Below are 15,734 nucleotides of genomic sequence, written 5' to 3'. Positions count from 1 at the left end.
GATCATGACCGAGTGGCTGCCGGAACACCTCGCCGCCGCCGAACGGGAGGCCGGCACCCCGTTCGACCTGACGGCGTGCGTGCGTGAGCCGATCCACCGGCTCGGCGGCGTCCAGTCGTACGGGGCCCTGATCGCCGTGAAGGCCGGGCGGATCACGGTGGCCAGCGAGAACGCGGCGGCGGTGCTGGGTTTCGACCTTCCGCCCGACGACTCGTTCCTGACCGGCGAGCAGTGGGCCATGCTGTGGTCCCTGGTCGACGCGGACACCGGGCAGACCGCGACGATGCCGGTCCAGCTGCACGACCGGCGCTTCGATGTCACGGTGCACCTGGCCGACGGTCATGTGGTGCTCGAGTTCGAGCCCACCCCCGGTTCGCCCGAGGTCGTGACCATGTACGCGCCGGTCCGCCGGGCCCTGACCCGGCTGCAACGCGCGGGCACCGTCGGTGACGCGTGCCGGGCCGCCGTACGGGAGATCCGCGAGATCACCGGCTACGACCGGGTGGTGGCGTACCGGTTCGAGTCGGCCGACGGGCCCGGCGAGGTGATCGCGGAGGAGGTCGTGGACGACTGGGAGCCGTGGCTGGGGTTGTGGTTCCCCGCCACCGACATCCCGCCGCAGGCCCGCCGCCTGTACGAACAGAACTGGATCCGGGTGATCGCCGACGTCGATGACACCACCGCCCGGCTCGTCCCGGCGGTGCTGCCCGGCACGGGTGAACCGCTGGACCTGTCGTTGTCGGTGCTGCGCACCGTGTCGCCGTTCCACCTGGAATACCTGCGCAACATCGGCGTCACCGCGTCGATGTCGGTGTCGCTGCTCGACGGCGGCCGGTTGTGGGGGCTGATCGCCTGCCACGGCCGTGCCCCCAAGGCGCTGAGCCCGCAGACCCGGGCCGCGTGCGAGTTCTTCGGGGTGGCGTTGTCGCTGCACCTGGCCGCGCTGCGCGAACGTGACGAGGCGGCCGCCCGCGACAGGTCCCGCGAGGTGATCGCGCGGCTGCTGGAACGGTACTCGACCGACCTGCCGGCGCGCTGGTCGCAGAACCCGGCCGGGCTGGACCAGGTGATCGGCTGCGACGCCGTGGTGGTGCGCATCGACGGCGTGGTGTCCCCGCACGGTGTCGACGCCGAGCAGGCCGGCCGGGTGCTGGCCGGGTTGAGTGTGCCCGCGCCGGGCGAGGTGTGGCACAGCGACACCGTGGACGGGCCGTTCCCCGGCGCGCTGGTGCTGCCGTTCGGCGCCGACGGTGACTGCATCGTGTGGCTGCGCCGCGAACGGACGGTGACCCGCCGGTGGGCGGCCGACCCGAGCACGCCGGTGGTGCTGGGCCCGCACGGGCAGCGGCTGACCCCGCGCGGGTCCACGGCGGTGTTCCTGGCCTCCGTACGGGGGCGCAGCGCCGGCTGGACCACCACCGACCTGGTCATGGCGGTCGAGCTGGGCCGCGCGGTCATGGGGGTGGCGGTGGCCCAGGCCCGGCAGCTGGCCCTGCTCAACGTCGACCTCGACTCGTTCGCCCACGCGGCCGCGCACGACCTGAAGGAGCCGTTGCGGGGCATCGCGAACACGTCGACGTTCATCATCGAGGACGCCGCCGACGGCATGGACCCGGTCACGCTGCGCCGCCTGGAATCCATCCAGCGGCTGGCCACGCGCATGGACGAGTTGCTCAACGCGTTGCTCGACTACTCCCGCCTGGGGCGTACGGAGCTGGACCGCTCGCCGGTTCTGCTCTCCGACGCCGTCGCGCGGGCCCTGGAAGTGGCCGGGCCGCGCCTGTCCGAAGCCGCTGTCACCGTCGACATCGCCGACACGTCGGTTTCGCTGACCGCGGACCCGGTGCTGCTGGAACAGGTGCTGGTGAACTTACTGGTCAACGCGGGCAAATACGCCCGGCCGGGCGGAGGCACGGTCACCGTCGGTCTGTCCGGCGACGCCCTGTTCGTGCGCGACGACGGGATCGGGATGCCGGCCCACCTGCGCGAACAGGCGTTCCAGCTGTTCCGGCGGCTGCACCCCGAGGCCGGACGGGACGGCTCCGGCGCGGGCCTGGCGATCGTCCGGCGCATCGCCGAACGGCACGGCGGTCAGGCCTGGGCCGGTGAGTCCCCCGGCGGCGGCACCACCGTCTGGGTCACGTTCGGCTCCCGCGACCGCCAGTAGTCAAGGGTCTGGCTGAGCACGCCGCGGAACAGGGCGAAGTTGATCGGCTTGTAGATGTAGCTGTCGGCCCCGGCGGCGTAGCAGGCCTCGGCCTCGGCCTGGTTCTCCGAGGAGGTGAACACCACCAGCCGCAGCCCGTCGAACTCGCCACGCGCGCGGACCTGCCGGATCACGTCGAGGCCGCCCTCGCCGGGCATGTTCAGGTCGAGCAGCACGATCCGGGGCCGTTCCGCGGCGCCGGTCAGCCGGGGCAGCACCCCCGACCCGGAGCGCAGGAACTCCAGCCGCACGTCGGGGTGGGAACGGCCGATGGCCCGGTCGATCGCCTCGATGTCCTCGTCGGAGTCCTCGACGACCAGCACCAGATCACTCATGCGTTCTCCGCTTCACGGCCAGCAGGGCGATGTCGTCGGTGGCCTCGGCGGCGTTGCTGAGTTCGTCGACAAGACGTTGCGGGGGTGCCTCACGCAGCCGGTCGAGGGCGGCGGCCAGGGCCTGCTCCTCGAACATGCGCCCGTCGGCGTCGCGGCTCTCGGTCAGCCCGTCGGTGAACATCAGCAACGCGTCGCCGCGGCCCAGCTCGAACCGGCTCTGCGCCAGCCGCGGGGTGTCCAGGACCCCCAGCGGCACCCCGCCGCCGGTCCCGCGCCGCGCCTGCTCACCGGCCGGCAGCACCACCGGTGCCGGGTGCCCGGCCGACGTCCACTCGACGCTGCCGTCCGGGCTGATCAGGGCCACCGCGGCGGTGATGAACCGCCACGACCCGTCCAGCCGCAGCCGGGCGTTGAGCCGGGTCAGGGCCCGGGCCGGGGACAGACCCTCGTGCAGCAGCGCGGCCAGGGTGTGCCGGGCCATGCCGGTCAGCGCAGCCGCGTCGACCCCGCGCCCGCACACGTCCCCGATGACCGCCGCCAGCTCACCGTGGCCGCGCACCACGACGTCGTAGAAGTCCCCGCCGACCTCCAGCACCCGATCACCCACCGTGTAGGAGGCGGCCAGCTCGAAGCCGTCGGCGTGCGGCAGCCGGGTCGGCAGCAGATGCTGCTGCATCCGCACGACCTCCTGCCGGCGCTGCTCGTACAGGGTGCCGTTGTCGATCGCCAGGGCGGCCCGCACGGCCAGGTCACGCAGGAACGAGACGGGCGGGATCCGGTCGGGGGCCCGGTCGAACAGGAACACCAGCAGCCCGATGACCCGGCCCCGGGCCCGCAGCACCTGCGCATGCTCGCCCGGGGTGGCCAGCCGTTGCACCGCGCCGGGTTCACGCAGCATCGCGTCGAGCCGGCGCATGTCCACGTGCACGGCGCTGCGCAGCACCGGTTTGCCGTCCTCGTACACGAACACCAGGCAGCCCTCGGCGACCGCGGGCACGGCCATCCGCGGCACCCGGTACATCGTCTGGGTGGTGTCGAGCACCGCGTCCATCTGCAGCGACGCCTCGGCCAGCAACGCGTCGCGCATCAGGGCCTGCTGCTCGTCGCGGATGGTGGCCAGCCGCCGCACGGCCTCCCGGGTGACCTCGACCACCTGCAGCAGGCAGCCGCCCACGAACCCGGTGTCGGCGCTGTCGTCGACCCCCACCATGATCGTGCCCGCGGCCTGGCCGGGCTGGTCGAACCGGGCGATCACCATCGTCGTGATCGGGTACAGGTCGACCCGGACGACCTGCACGGGCCCGGCCTGTTGCGGGGCGAGCCCGGCGGCCAGTTCCTGCAGCTCGCCGGCGAGGGGAACACCCGTCCACCGGTAGGCCAGCACGGCGTCGCCGGTCTCGGCGTGCCGCAGCCCCCACACGGCGTGCACGCCGGGCAGTTCCTGCAGCGGTGGCAGCACCAGCTCGGCCAGCTGCTCCCGCGAAACGATGGCGACGGCGGCGCTCCACAGGCGGTGCAGAGCCTTGGCCCACCACGCGTCGACGTCCGACAACCTTTCACCCCCAGCGGCGGCCAGTATCCACCGGTTGGTTGCCCAGCAGCAACTATGCGGCCGGGCCGGGCCGAATCGTTGTCTTTCTCATGGCTGCTTCACCGTCAGGCTGCCCAGCGCCTGCGCGACCTCCGGCAGCGCCCCGCCCTTCAGGAAAGCGGTGCTGACCTGCTGGATCACCGCCACCAGGGCCGGGTTCTCGTCGGTGGTCTCGGTCACCCCGTACCCGGTGATCCCGCCGAGCGAGTGCTCCGCGCCGCGCAGGGTGAGCAGGGCCCGCGCCCCCGGGCTGTCGTAGTAGGCGTCGGTGAACCAGTCCGGCCCGCGCGTCGCCGTCAGGGCGGACTGGTCGGCGTCGCCCGCCACGACCAGGGTGGGCACGTCCAGGGAGCTGAAGTCGGGGCTCATGAACGGGAAATGGGTGGCCGCGAACTCCGACAGGTTGTCCCCGCCGCGCCCGGTCGCCGCCAGCAGCACCCCGGCCGTGATGCGCGGGTCGCGGTAGTTGTCGTCGAGCCCGGCGACCCGGGCGCCCAGCAGCATGCCGGCGGTCTGGGCCCCGTACGAGTGGCCGGCCACCGCGATCCGGGAACGGTCGAAGGTGCCGGGCACGACGTTCTGCAGGGTGCCGAGCGAGTCCAGCACGCGGATGACGTCCTTGACCCGCAGCCGCCAGATCTCCGGCGTACGGGGGTCGTCGGGAGCCAGGCCGATGCTGCGCGAGTCGAGGTGGGTGGGCTGCACGACGGCGAAGCCCTGCCCGGCCCAGTGCTCGGCCAGTGGCGCGTAGCCGTCGAGGGACTGCCCGTACCCGTGCGAGAAGACGATCACCGGGTGCTCGGCGGCGGCAGCCGGCGCGGTGACGCGGACGTGCAGGCCGTCGAGGTCGACCGGCTTGACGGACATGATCATGACTTACCTCCCGGTTGGCCCCGCCAGGAAGCGGAGCGTTGTTCCGGAAGCAAAGATACGGAGCGTTGTTCCGTTTGACAACCCTGTCATGCTGGACCGGTGAACGAGAAGGTCAAACGGGCGGACGCGCGGCGTAACGAGGAGACGCTGCTCGACGCGGCCGCCGCCGTGTTCGTCGCGGCCGGCGTGGAGGCCCCCGTCCGCGACATCGCCGCCAAGGCCGGTGTGGGCATGGGCACCATCTACCGCCACTTCCCCACCCGCGCCGACCTGATCATCGCCGTCTACCGGCACCAGGTGGAAGCCCTGGCCGCCGCCGGGCCCGCCCTGCTGGGCACCTGCCCCACCCCGCACGAAGCTCTGGCCCGCTGGATCGGCCAGTTCGTCGACTTCCTCGTCACCAAACACGGCCTGGCCGCCGCCCTGCGCAGCGACCAAGCCGGCTTCGAGACCCTGCACGGCTACTTCATCGAACGGCTCCTGCCCGTCTGTGCCGACCTGCTGCACGCCGCCGCCGGCCACGGCCAGATCCGCGCCGACGTGCAAGCGCTCACCCTGATGCGCGGCGTCGGCAACCTGTGCATCGGCGCCGAGACCGACGACAGCTACAACGCCCGCCAAATGGTCGACGTGCTGATCGCCGGCCTGCGCGTCACAGCCGCATGACGCTCACCACCAGCGCCGCGACCTCGGTGACGAAGAAAACCGCCCAGCCGGCCAGGTTCCGCGAACCGACCCGCAGATGCGCCACCAACGCCCCGCTGAAGTAAAGCACCAGCCCACCCGCCGCCAGCACACCCACGACCGGCACGACGAGCCCGGCCGGCAGCCCGAGCGCACCCGAAGCCAGCAGCGACCCCAGCACCGGCACCCACGAACGCGGGATCCGCTTCATGTCGGCCTGCGCCCGGGGATACTCGTGCCCGACCAAGTAGGTGACGGCGGCCGCACCGGTGAACACAGCAGCGACGATCGTGACGATGATGTCCATACCGGCAGGACGAATCACCCGGTCACGGCGTGACACCCCGCAGCACAAGAATGTGCCACACGTACTTCAGCAACTGCAGCACCTCAACCGGGCCGCCGAACGACGACCAGCGCGCCGGTTCGTGCGTGGCCCGCCCGAGCACCGCCGCATCCAGCACGTCCACACCGTAATGATCGGCCACGGCCCGGGCCAGCACCGGCACCTGCGGGCCCTTCAGATCCGCCGGGACCTCGTCCGCGGGCAGCACGAACCCCGGCGACCACCGCACCTGCGGGGCCAGCCCCCGCAGCAGTGCCTCCACCGGCGTACCACGGAAAGAAGGGTCCGCCACGACCGCCGTGACATCCTCGCTCAGCGTCAGCCCGCCATGAACCTGAGCTTCCACGTAATGGTCCAGAGCCCGCCCCGGACCCGTACGCGGCTCAGCCAGCGCGGCCACCCACGCATCCGGTGAGACCGCCGACAGGTTCAGAGCCGACCCCGTACGGGCCACCTCGTCCAGCAACGCCTGCCACACCGCACCGAACGTGGCCGCCGTACCGAACACCGTCGGCTCGGTGAAACTGTCCCCGTGACTGAACGTGGCCCGCGCCAGCACCGACGCACCCAGCACCAGATGACACGACCCGAACCGCGGAGACGCCCCGTCCGCAAACCCGGCCAGGTTCAGCCCGCCGTAGATCGGCCGGCCCGCCGCGCCCGCATACACCCCGGGGAACATCCGCTGCTCCCACCGGTCGCGCTCACCCCCGGCGTACGCGGTCAACCCACCGTTGGAAATCCGGGTCTCGAACTGGCTGCGGTACACCCCGTCCGCCGCCAGATGCTCCGCCACCGTCAACCCGTCAGCCAGCAACCGGTCCGGATGAAAATTGACCGTGATCGGCGCGGTGACCGCAACCGGCCCGGCACCGGGAAACAACTCCCGCACGTACGCCAAAGCCCGCTCGGCCCGCACACTCACTTCGGCTCGATCACGTTGAAACTCAGCAGCAGCATCAACACGACACCCAGCGCCACCCGGTAATAGATGAAGACGCTGTACGAATGCCGCGACACGAACTTCAGCAGCCACGTCACACTGAAATACGCCACCACGAAACTGACCACCGTCGCGACCAAGGTGTTCACCCAGCCCACCCCGTCGGCGATGTTGCCCGCCTCCTGATAACCCTGCAGCACCGACGCGCCCAGCAGCGCCGGGATCGACAGGAAGAACGACAACTTCGTCACCGTCACCCGATCGAAGTCCCGCAGCAGACCCGCCGACATCGTCGCCCCCGACCGCGACACACCCGGGATCAGCGCCAGACACTGCACCAAACCGATGATCAGCGAATCCTTCCAGGTGACGTCGTCCTCGTGCTTGATCTGCGTGGCCGCGTGATCCGCGAACGCCATCACCCCCGACCACAGGATCAGCGCGCCCGCCACGAACCACAGGCTGCGCAACGTCGTCTCCACCTGATCCTTGAACAGCAACGCCACGATCACGATGGGAATCGCACCGATCAGCACCGCCCACCCGAACCGGTAATCCGCGTTGTCCCGCTTGGCCCGGCTGAACAACCCGGCCACAAACGCCGGCACCACCCGGGCGATGTCCTTCCACAAAAAGATGATCGTGGCCAGCACCGCACCCGACTGAATGATCACCGTGAACGCGGTGATGTCCGGATCGTCGATCCGATAGCCCAGCAACTTCTCCAGGATCGTCAGGTGGCCGGTGCTCGACACGGGCAGGAACTCGGTAAAGCCCTCAACCGCGCCCAGCAGCACCGCTTCGAAGATGTTCAAACCCGACCGCCTTTTTGATCCGCTTTTTACCGCGGACGAGCATAGGGGGCGCCGTCACTGCTGGGCGCGGCGGGCGCGCGCCGCGGCCAGGGTGTAGGAAGGATCACGATCCAAGTTGTGCCGATCCCGGTCGTAGCGCCGCGTCGTCCGCGGGTCCGCGTGCCCCATCGCGTCCTGCACATCCTCCAACGGCACCCCCTCGGCCCGCGCCGCCGTCGCGAACGCATGCCGCAACGAGTGCGGCGACAACCGGTCCGCGGCCGCGATCCCGGCCTCCGCGGCCAGCCGCCGGATCAACCGGAAAATCGCATGCCGATCCAGCCGCGCCCCCGTCGACGTCTGGAACAACGGACCCTCATCAGCACCCCGCAACTCCAGATAGGCGTCCAAAGCCTCCGCCGCGGCCGGGGTAAGGGCACGCCGGCGGGCCTTGTTGCCCTTGCCCACGAACCGGACCGTACGGTGGCCCCGCTCCCACCCGACGTCGTCCAGGTTCAGACTCACCAGCTCACCGACCCGAAGACCCAGGTCAGCCAGCAACGTCATCACCGCGTGATGCCGGCGCCCGCTCTCCGCGGCCCGCCCCAGAAGCGCGTCGACCTCCTGCGGGGTCAGACCGACAGTGGCCGAATGATCGCGGGAAACGTTCGGCCGGTCCGCGCCGGCCACCGGGTTCGCATCAATCGCCCGGATCTTGATGAGGAAGTCGTACCAACTGGACAACCCGGACAGCTTACGGGCCACGGTCGACGGGGCCAGCCGCTGATCCTCCAACCCGCGCGCATACGCGTTCACATCCAAGAACGACGCCTTCAGCGGATCCTTCTCCCACGACGCGCACCACCGCAGCCACGCATGAACATCACGCCGATACGCCGCCCGGGTGTGCTCCGACAACCGACGGTTCGCCAGCCACACCTCCGTGACCTGCTCGGCCGCCCCCACCTCGGCGAGCTCCCCGCCACCCTGCCTCGGCACCAGCTGCATGACACCATCGTGTCAGCTCTCGATCACCACACCGTCCACGACATGCCAACGCCGCCCGAACCCGATCTTCTCCGCGAAATACCGGTCATGCGTCACCACCAGCAACGTCCCCCGGTACCGGCGCAACGCCTCCTCGACCACATCCAGCGCGTCCAGATCCAGGAAGTTCGTCGGCTCATCAAGCAGCAACACCCGCGCCGGACTGTTCACCAGCACCGCCAGCAGCAACCGCCGCAACTCCCCGGCCGACAAACTCCGCAACGACACATCCCACTGATCCGGGCCGAACTGATGCCCGAGCAACAACCTCTCCGCATCATCGAGATACACCGGCACCCGCGACCGGAAGAACTCCATCACCGACTGCTTCGTCCGCAACCCATCAGTCGTCTGCGGCAACACCGCCGTGTCATCGGACGCCAAAGCGTTCAACAACGACGTCTTCCCCGCCCCGTTCCGCCCCGTGACCAACACCCGATCCCCGCGACGCACCTCCAGATCGACGTGCTCCAGCAGCACCTTCGGCCCCGCCGCCACCGTCAGATCCCGCGCCTCGAGCACCACCTCACCCGGATCGGCCTGATCCGCCGGAAACGCCAACGTCAACGGCGGACGCGTCCGCGGCTGCGCGATCCACCGAACCGACTCCATCTGCCGCCGCAGCCGCCGCTCCCGGACCTTCGCCTTACGCGCCACCAGCCGCGCCACCCGCCGCAAATGCGGACCGGCCACCCCCAGCCCCTTCGCGTTCTCCACCCCGAGCGAAAACTGCTTCGTCCGCTCGATGTCAGCCTCCCACCGCCGGCGGTCCTTCTCCTGCGCCTCGAAATCCAGCAACAACCGCTCCCACCGCCGCTGCTTCTCCGCCCGGAACGCCGTGTAACCACCACCCGGATAGTCCTGCACCTCGGTGTCGATGCCGTCGAGCTCCAACACCCGCGACACCACCGCATCCAAAAACGCCCGATCGTGACTGACCGTCAGAACCGCGCCCCCGTACGAGGTCAGCCAGCCCTGCAACCACCCCACACCCTCGGCGTCCAAGTGATTGGTCGGCTCATCCAGCAACAACACGTCCGGCTCGTCCAGCAACGCCCGCGCCAGCAACAACCGCGCCTGCTCGCCACCACTGACCGCACCCAACGCCAACCCGTCCGGCAGATGCGCGATGTCAAGCCGCTGCCGGATCTCCGCCAGCCGGTTCTCCGCGTTCCACCCCTGAAGGGCAGTCCACCGCTCCTGCACCGCCGCGAACTCGGCCAGCACATCCTCGTGACCCTCGAGCCGCCGCTCCAGCTCCCGCAACTCAGCCGTCACCCCGGCCAGCTCCCCCAGCCCACCGGCCAGAAACGCCCCGACCGTGCCCTCCGGATCCGGCATCTGCTGCGCCACATAACCCACCCGCGTGGCCGGCCCGCACGTGACCGCGCCCGTCTCCGGCCGCAACTCGCCCGCCAGCACCCGCAGCAACGTCGACTTACCGGCCCCGTTAGGGCCCACGATCCCGACCCGATCCCCGTCGTGGAGCACCAGATCAAACCCGGCGAACAACGGGTCCCCGTCATAGGAACAGCTGAGATTGACACACTTCAACAAGGGCCACACTCCAAGGGGCACACCGACAGGACACCACCCCGCACACGGGGGCGCACTCACACAGGTCGGGTCGCTCTCACATGGAGAAAGGCACTCCTCACTTCCGGCACCAGGTCCGCGGGCCACTCTGCCCCGCACCGGCCACCGGCGCAACCGATTTACGCCGCCCCACCAACGGGCTCAGCGATCACCGGGGTCTCAACCAGCCGGACAACCGAGCCGTACGTCTGCGGAGCCCGCCTCGACGGTGCCGAGCAGCATCCCGTCGACGTAGGCGTCCACCGAATCGGCAACGGCCACCGAGGCGGCGAAACTGCCACCCGCCGCAACCGAACCGCTCGCGACCACCGTGCCGGCGCGACGGAACTCGACCTTGGCCTGCGCGTCGCCGGCCGCGGTGCACACCTCGACGGTGCGTTCCGGAGTGACCGGTTCCTGGCCGCCGCACCCGGACGCGAGCAGCACCAGACCGAGCCCAGCCGCGATCCGTCCCCAGGTCAGCACGTGTTCACTGAACCACATCACGTCACGCCGCCCCCGAACGCCGTCACACGCCTCCGGAGGCGGCCGGGACCTGGAGCCGGCACAGCCCGCCTGCTCACGCCCGTCGGTGTCGGCCCCTCGCCGTCAGGCCGACACCACGTGGGCTTCCGCGACCGCGCCGACGTGCTCACACGGATCCGCCTGCTTCGCCGGCGTGCTCACCGGCTGAAGAGCTGCGCCCACGCGCTCACACCGACCCTGTGTGCTGCGCCGACGCGGGGCGCAGCAGGCGCGGGCTGGCCACAGTCGCCTCGAAGGGCCACAGCTGGGGCCGCCCGCTATCGGCAAGCTGAGGCTGATGCGTGCGATCCCGCCGATCCCGCCGAGTTCGTCGGCTCGACCGGTCGACCGCCCCGCGCAGACCCTCGCGCGCCCATCGGCCCGCAGGCAGGACCCTCCCGGCGCCTGGGCCGGCCAAGTTTTTTCGGGGATGCCGTTGATTCCTTTTGGTTTGGGGTTCGGTGCGCCTGTTCCTGGGCGCATATTCTGTAATGCATCCTAGGATGGTGGTTTGGTTACTGCGTTCTCGCTCACCCTGGACCGCCCCGCGTGGATCTTGTGGGGGCTGTGCGGAGAATGAGGTTCGTGCCGCGATCTCCCGGAACCGCCCACACCGCCGGTCCCCTTCGGACGCGGGCCGAACTGGCGTCCCTGCGTCCCGATCTGGTCGCGGGTTTCGACGCCGAGCTGCCCGGGGCACGGGCCGCTGTCCTGTCCCGACTGCTGGGCGCCGTGGCCAGGGAACGCCTCCCCGGGCTGCTCTCCCGGCAACCGGGCTCGGCCACGTTCGCCGCGGGCCGGCAACAGGCCCGCTCGGACGACGCGGACCCAGCCGGGGAGTACCGCGACGAGGACCCGGCAACCGGCCGACCGGCCGTCACTGTCACGAGTGAAACCGTCAGCCGGCCGCAGGACCCCGCGCCGGTGACACTTCGTTACCCCACCGACGCCGCGCTCCCCTTCGCGCGACCCGGAGACGGCCTGAGCGTCACCGCCGGACCGGCCTCGATCACCGACCCCGCCGAGCTCGTCCGCCTGCTGTGGGGCGACGTCCCCCTTGCGGCCGAGATCGACAACAGCGTCGCCAACCTGGCCCTGGCCCGCGCCGACCGCCCCACCACCGGCCGGCCCGAACCGGGCGACCCGGACGCCCTGGGCCGCATCGAGCAGCTCGTCACCGACGGCCATCCGCTGCACCCGTGCTGCCGCACCCGCGGCGGCATGACCGTGGCCGACGTCCTCGCGTACGGGCCGGAACACTCCCCCGTCATCCGCCTCCAACGGCTCCGCGTGCCCGACGGCCGCTGGTACGGCTCCGCCGCCCCGATCCTCTACGCCCACCCGTGGCAGGCCCGCCGCCTGCTCGACCGGCATCCGTGGCTGCGGCCCGACGGGCAGACCGAACCCGTACGTCCCCTGATGTCGCTGCGCACCGTCGCGCCCGTCAACGGCGGCCCGCACATCAAAACCGCCGTCGACGTGCAGATGACCAGCGCCGTACGCACCGTCTCCCCGGCCGCCGTCCACAACGGCCCGGTCCTGTCCGCGCTGCTGCGCCGCCTCGTCGCCGATCAGCCCATCGACATCCTGGCCGAGATCGCCGCGGGCGCCGTCATCGTCGACGGGCACCCCCAGCGTCACCTGGCCCACGTCATCCGCGAAGCCCCCCAGCTGCACCCGGGTGAGCTCGCCGTACCCCTCGCCGCCATCGGCACCGTCGACGTCGACGACCCGTACGAGTGGATGACCGCCCTCGCCGACGTGTTCTTCGCCCCCGTCACCTGCGTGCTGGCCCGCGGCGTGGCCCTGGAGGCACACGGCCAGAACACCCTGGTCGTGCTGCGCGACGGCCGCCCCCGCCGCATCCTCTACCGCGACCTCGGCGGTGTGCGGGTCAGCCCCCGCCGGCTGCGCAACGCCTGCGTCGAACCCCCGCCCCTGCGCGGTGACCTGACCAGCGACGACCCGGGCGAGCTGCGCACCAAACTGGCCGCCGCCGCGTTCGGCACCGTCGCCGCCGAAGTGGTCGCCACGCTCACCCGCACCCGCGGCGCCGACCCCGACCGGCTGTGGGCGATCGTGGCCCGCGCCGTGCGCGCCACCGGCACCGAGGACGTCCCCTCCCTGCTCAAGGAACCCCTGCCCGTCAAGGCCACCACCGCGATGCGGCTCGCCACCGACCCGCTCCACGACCAGTGGGCCCTGATCGACAACCCGATGACGGGACACGCATGAACAAGACCTTGCGCCCGGAACGGATCGCGCACACCGAGGCCGCCCTGGCCGTGCACGCCCCCGACCTGGTCCCCGGTTTCCTGGCCGCGCTGCCCGAGGCGGCCGACACGGTGGGGCGGCGGCTGCGCGGCGCCCTCGTACGGGAAGGCCTCAAAGACATGGGGCCCGGGACCCGGCACGGCTTCGGGCGCGTCGAATACGCCACCGCCGGTGTCGACGACCCCCTCGACATGCTCGACGGCCTGGACGCCCCCGGCTTCGCCGCCGAGATCCGCAACGCCGTCATGAACCTCGCGATCGCCCTGGCCCGCCCCCACCCCGTGCCCGGCGACCACCCCGACGAGCAGATCATCGCGCTGGAACGCCTGGCCGTGGCCGGGCACAACCTGCACCCGTGCGGCCGCACCCGGCTGGGCTGGGACACCGGTGACGTGCTGGCCCACGACCTGGAAGCCGGCCGCACCCGGATCGGTTTCGTGGCCGTGCGGGCCGACCTGCACATCGGCGACGACGTCTACCCCGAGATCGGCAAACCGTCCGGGTACGCGGTGCAGCCCGTGCACGCGTGGCAACGCGACAACGTCCTGCCCGTCCGCTACGCCGACCTGCTGCGCACGAAAGCCCTGGTCGTCCTGGACGACGAACGGGAGGCCGTGCCCACCGCGGCGCTGCGCACCCTGCTGCTGCCCGGCACCGGAGACTACCTGAAGGTGTCACTGGACATCCAGGTCACCTCGACCCGGCGCAGCATCAGCGTCGCCAGCACCCGCAACGGGCCCGCCGTGTCGAAACTGCTGCACGACCTCGTCGACGACGACCGGCTGCTGCTCATGGCCGAGACCGCGGGCGCCGCCGTCCCCGCCGGTTCCGGCCGTGACCTGTCGGCCATCCGCCGCGACGGGCTCGGCCCCCGCCTGCAGCCCGGCGAACGCGCGATCCCCGGCGGCGCGCTGCCCCTGCTGCTCGGCGAACTGGTCACCGGGGATCCCGCCGACTGGCTCCGGGCGTACGGGGAACTGGTCGTCCCCCCACTGATGAGGCTCACCGCCCAGGGCGTCGCGCTCGAGGCCCACCTGCAGAACTGCCTGCCCACCTTCGTCGGCGGCCGCCCCCACCGGCTGGCCCTGCGCGACTTCGCCGGGCTACGCCTGCACCGGCCCCGCCTGGCCGCGGCCGGGCACACCGTCGACCTGTGGCCGGGCTCGGTGGTCGGCACCGACGACCTCGACGTGTTCCGCGCCAAGATCGGATACACGTTGTTCCAGGCCCACCTGGGCGAACTCGTGCTGCGCCTGCCCATGGACGAGGCCGACGCGTGGCGCATCATCCGCCGCATCGTCGACGAGCACGTCACCGGCGAGGACCACGCCGCCTTCACCGCCCCTCAGGTGCCGCACAAAGCCCTCGTCCGGATGCGGCTGGCCGGCCACGGCGACCTCTACGTGCCCGTGCACAATCCGCTGCATGCACCCGCCTGACCACGTCGTCCAGGCCCTGCGCACGCTCGAGCGCCCGGTCTGCGCCTACGTCTACGACACCGCCGCGCTGCGCAGCCGGGCCACGACGGTCCGCCGGCACCTGCCGGCCAAGGCTTCCCTGCTGTACGCGGTGAAAGCCAACGGTCACCCGTCGGTGCTCACCACCCTGGCCGCCGAGTGCGACGGCCTCGAAGTCGCCTCCGGCGGCGAACTCGACCGGGCCCGCCAGGCCGGCGCCCGGCGCATCGTGTTCGGCGGCCCGGCCAAGACCGACGCCGAGCTCACGGCCGCCCTCGACGCGGGCGCCCAGATCAACGCGGAAAGCATCCACGAACTGCACCGCATCGCCGCCCTGCGCCCCGGCGCCGAAGTCGTGCTGCGCGTCAACCGGGCCGGCCCCGCACTGACCGGCAGCCACACCATGACCGGCACCCCCACCCCGTTCGGCGTCGACGAAACGCAGCTGGGTCAAGCCCTCGCGGTCCCCGGCGTCCAGATCATCGGGTTCCACCTGCACGCCGTGTCGAACAACCTCGACGGCCACGCCCACGCCGCGTTCGTCCGGTCCGCGCTCGACTGGGCCCTGGCCACCGGCATCCACCCACGCGTGGTCAACGTGGGCGGCGGCTTCGGCGTCGACTACCTCAGCGACACCCACATCGACCTGACCCCGCTGCGCGGCATCGACGTGCCGCCCGGTGTCGACCTGGTCTTCGAGCCCGGACGGCTGCTGGCCGCCGACGCCGGCTGGTACGCCACCGAAGTGATCGACGTGAAAACCACCCACGGCCGCACCTTCGCCGTCCTGCGCGGCGGCACCCACCACTTCCGCCTGCCCGCCGCCTGGGGCTACTCCCACCCGTTCACCGTCATCGACGTCGACGACTGGCCCCACCCGTACGCCCGGCCGGTCCACACCGACGGCGAGATCGACGCCGTCGGGGAACTGTGCACCCCGCGCGACGTCCTCAGCCGCGGCCGGCACGTCACCCGCGTGCGCGCCGGCGACCTGCTCGTCTTCGGGCGTACGGGCGCCTACGGCTGGGACATCTCCCACCACGACTTCCTGCGCCACCCGCCACCGGAATTCGTGATTCTCTGA

General features: G+C 71.3%; 14 protein-coding genes. 5 read left to right on the top strand and 9 right to left on the bottom strand.

Annotated elements, in window-relative coordinates:
* Positions 1-4 precede the first annotated feature (4 nt).
* Entirely contained in the window at positions 5-2,167 is a 2,163-nt protein-coding gene (locus BKA14_RS09570) for an ATP-binding protein (protein ID WP_184950555.1), read from the top strand.
* On the opposite strand, the gene BKA14_RS09565 is transcribed toward BKA14_RS09570, so the two are convergent.
* The 3 genes from BKA14_RS09565 to BKA14_RS09555 form a co-directional block, all read right to left on the bottom strand.
* On the bottom strand, positions 2,092-2,541 hold the full coding sequence (locus BKA14_RS09565) for a response regulator (RefSeq protein WP_184950554.1): 450 nt from the start codon (positions 2,539-2,541) through the stop codon (positions 2,092-2,094). The genes BKA14_RS09570 and BKA14_RS09565 overlap by 76 nt on opposite strands.
* A complete protein-coding gene (locus tag BKA14_RS09560; protein ID WP_184950553.1) occupies positions 2,534-4,093 on the bottom strand; it encodes a PP2C family protein-serine/threonine phosphatase in 1,560 nt (519 codons plus the stop codon). The genes BKA14_RS09565 and BKA14_RS09560 overlap by 8 nt, the downstream gene beginning before the upstream one ends.
* A gap of 87 nt (positions 4,094-4,180) precedes the next feature.
* Positions 4,181-5,005 carry an alpha/beta hydrolase family protein gene (locus BKA14_RS09555; RefSeq protein ID WP_184950552.1) on the bottom strand — a complete coding sequence of 275 codons (825 nt, stop codon included), beginning with the start codon at positions 5,003-5,005 and terminating at the stop codon, positions 4,181-4,183.
* 99 nt (positions 5,006-5,104) lie between these two features.
* Here BKA14_RS09555 and BKA14_RS09550 point away from each other — a divergent pair, with 99 nt between their 5' ends.
* Positions 5,105-5,671, top strand: a complete 567-nt coding sequence (locus BKA14_RS09550; RefSeq protein ID WP_184950551.1) for a TetR/AcrR family transcriptional regulator — start codon at positions 5,105-5,107, stop codon at positions 5,669-5,671.
* On the opposite strand, the gene BKA14_RS09545 is transcribed toward BKA14_RS09550, so the two are convergent.
* From BKA14_RS09545 to BKA14_RS09520, 6 genes are all read right to left on the bottom strand, one after another.
* Positions 5,658-5,996, bottom strand: coding sequence for a DoxX family protein (locus BKA14_RS09545; protein ID WP_184950550.1), 339 nt, complete (start codon positions 5,994-5,996; stop codon positions 5,658-5,660). The two genes, BKA14_RS09550 and BKA14_RS09545, sit on opposite strands and share 14 nt — an antisense overlap.
* A gap of 22 nt (positions 5,997-6,018) precedes the next feature.
* The gene (locus tag BKA14_RS09540) at positions 6,019-6,960 is read right to left on the bottom strand and encodes a DUF3626 domain-containing protein (RefSeq protein WP_184950549.1); all 942 of its coding nucleotides are present in this window, start codon (positions 6,958-6,960) and stop codon (positions 6,019-6,021) included.
* Entirely contained in the window at positions 6,957-7,793 is an 837-nt protein-coding gene (locus BKA14_RS09535) for an undecaprenyl-diphosphate phosphatase (RefSeq protein ID WP_184950548.1), read from the bottom strand. The genes BKA14_RS09540 and BKA14_RS09535 overlap by 4 nt, the downstream gene beginning before the upstream one ends.
* Positions 7,794-7,847: 54 nt before the next feature.
* Complete coding sequence (locus BKA14_RS09530) at positions 7,848-8,780, bottom strand: tyrosine-type recombinase/integrase (RefSeq protein ID WP_184950547.1); 933 nt, start codon at positions 8,778-8,780, stop codon at positions 7,848-7,850.
* Positions 8,781-8,792: 12 nt separating this feature from the next.
* Positions 8,793-10,310, bottom strand: coding sequence for an ABC-F family ATP-binding cassette domain-containing protein (locus BKA14_RS09525; protein ID WP_311776122.1), 1,518 nt, complete (start codon positions 10,308-10,310; stop codon positions 8,793-8,795).
* A 264-nt stretch (positions 10,311-10,574) separates the two neighbouring features.
* Positions 10,575-10,880: a hypothetical protein gene (locus BKA14_RS09520; RefSeq protein ID WP_184950546.1), complete on the bottom strand. Its 306-nt coding sequence runs from the start codon at positions 10,878-10,880 to the stop codon at positions 10,575-10,577.
* Positions 10,881-11,504: 624 nt separating this feature from the next.
* On the opposite strand from BKA14_RS09520, the gene BKA14_RS09515 reads away from it, so the two are divergent.
* Genes BKA14_RS09515 through BKA14_RS09505 form a run of 3 tightly spaced genes read left to right on the top strand, consistent with a single transcriptional unit; the run spans position 11,505 to position 15,734 of the window.
* Positions 11,505-13,154, top strand: coding sequence for an IucA/IucC family protein (locus BKA14_RS09515; RefSeq protein WP_239092375.1), 1,650 nt, complete (start codon positions 11,505-11,507; stop codon positions 13,152-13,154).
* A complete protein-coding gene (locus tag BKA14_RS09510; RefSeq protein ID WP_184950544.1) occupies positions 13,151-14,632 on the top strand; it encodes an IucA/IucC family protein in 1,482 nt (493 codons plus the stop codon). Before BKA14_RS09515 ends, BKA14_RS09510 begins: the two co-directional genes overlap by 4 nt.
* On the top strand, positions 14,619-15,734 hold the full coding sequence (locus tag BKA14_RS09505) for an alanine racemase (RefSeq protein ID WP_184950543.1): 1,116 nt from the start codon (positions 14,619-14,621) through the stop codon (positions 15,732-15,734). The genes BKA14_RS09510 and BKA14_RS09505 overlap by 14 nt, the downstream gene beginning before the upstream one ends.

Source organism: Paractinoplanes abujensis (genome assembly GCF_014204895.1).
In the GTDB taxonomy this organism is placed as follows: domain Bacteria; phylum Actinomycetota; class Actinomycetes; order Mycobacteriales; family Micromonosporaceae; genus Actinoplanes; species Actinoplanes abujensis.
The sequence above is the reverse complement of the archived record's forward strand: the minus strand, read 5'-3'. Positions and strand labels throughout refer to the sequence as shown.

What these genes read in the sequence shown, in the direction of transcription:
- BKA14_RS09570 (WP_184950555.1), top strand. Translation starts at nt 5, where the DNA reads ATGACCGAGTGGCTGCCGGAACACCTCGCCGCCGCCGAACGGGAGGCC.
- BKA14_RS09565 (WP_184950554.1), bottom strand. Translation starts at nt 2,541, where the DNA reads ATGAGTGATCTGGTGCTGGTCGTCGAGGACTCCGACGAGGACATCGAG.
- BKA14_RS09555 (WP_184950552.1), bottom strand. Translation starts at nt 5,005, where the DNA reads ATGATCATGTCCGTCAAGCCGGTCGACCTCGACGGCCTGCACGTCCGC.
- BKA14_RS09545 (WP_184950550.1), bottom strand. Translation starts at nt 5,996, where the DNA reads ATGGACATCATCGTCACGATCGTCGCTGCTGTGTTCACCGGTGCGGCC.
- BKA14_RS09530 (WP_184950547.1), bottom strand. Translation starts at nt 8,780, where the DNA reads ATGCAGCTGGTGCCGAGGCAGGGTGGCGGGGAGCTCGCCGAGGTGGGG.
- BKA14_RS09510 (WP_184950544.1), top strand. Translation starts at nt 13,151, where the DNA reads ATGAACAAGACCTTGCGCCCGGAACGGATCGCGCACACCGAGGCCGCC.
- BKA14_RS09505 (WP_184950543.1), top strand. Translation starts at nt 14,619, where the DNA reads ATGCACCCGCCTGACCACGTCGTCCAGGCCCTGCGCACGCTCGAGCGC.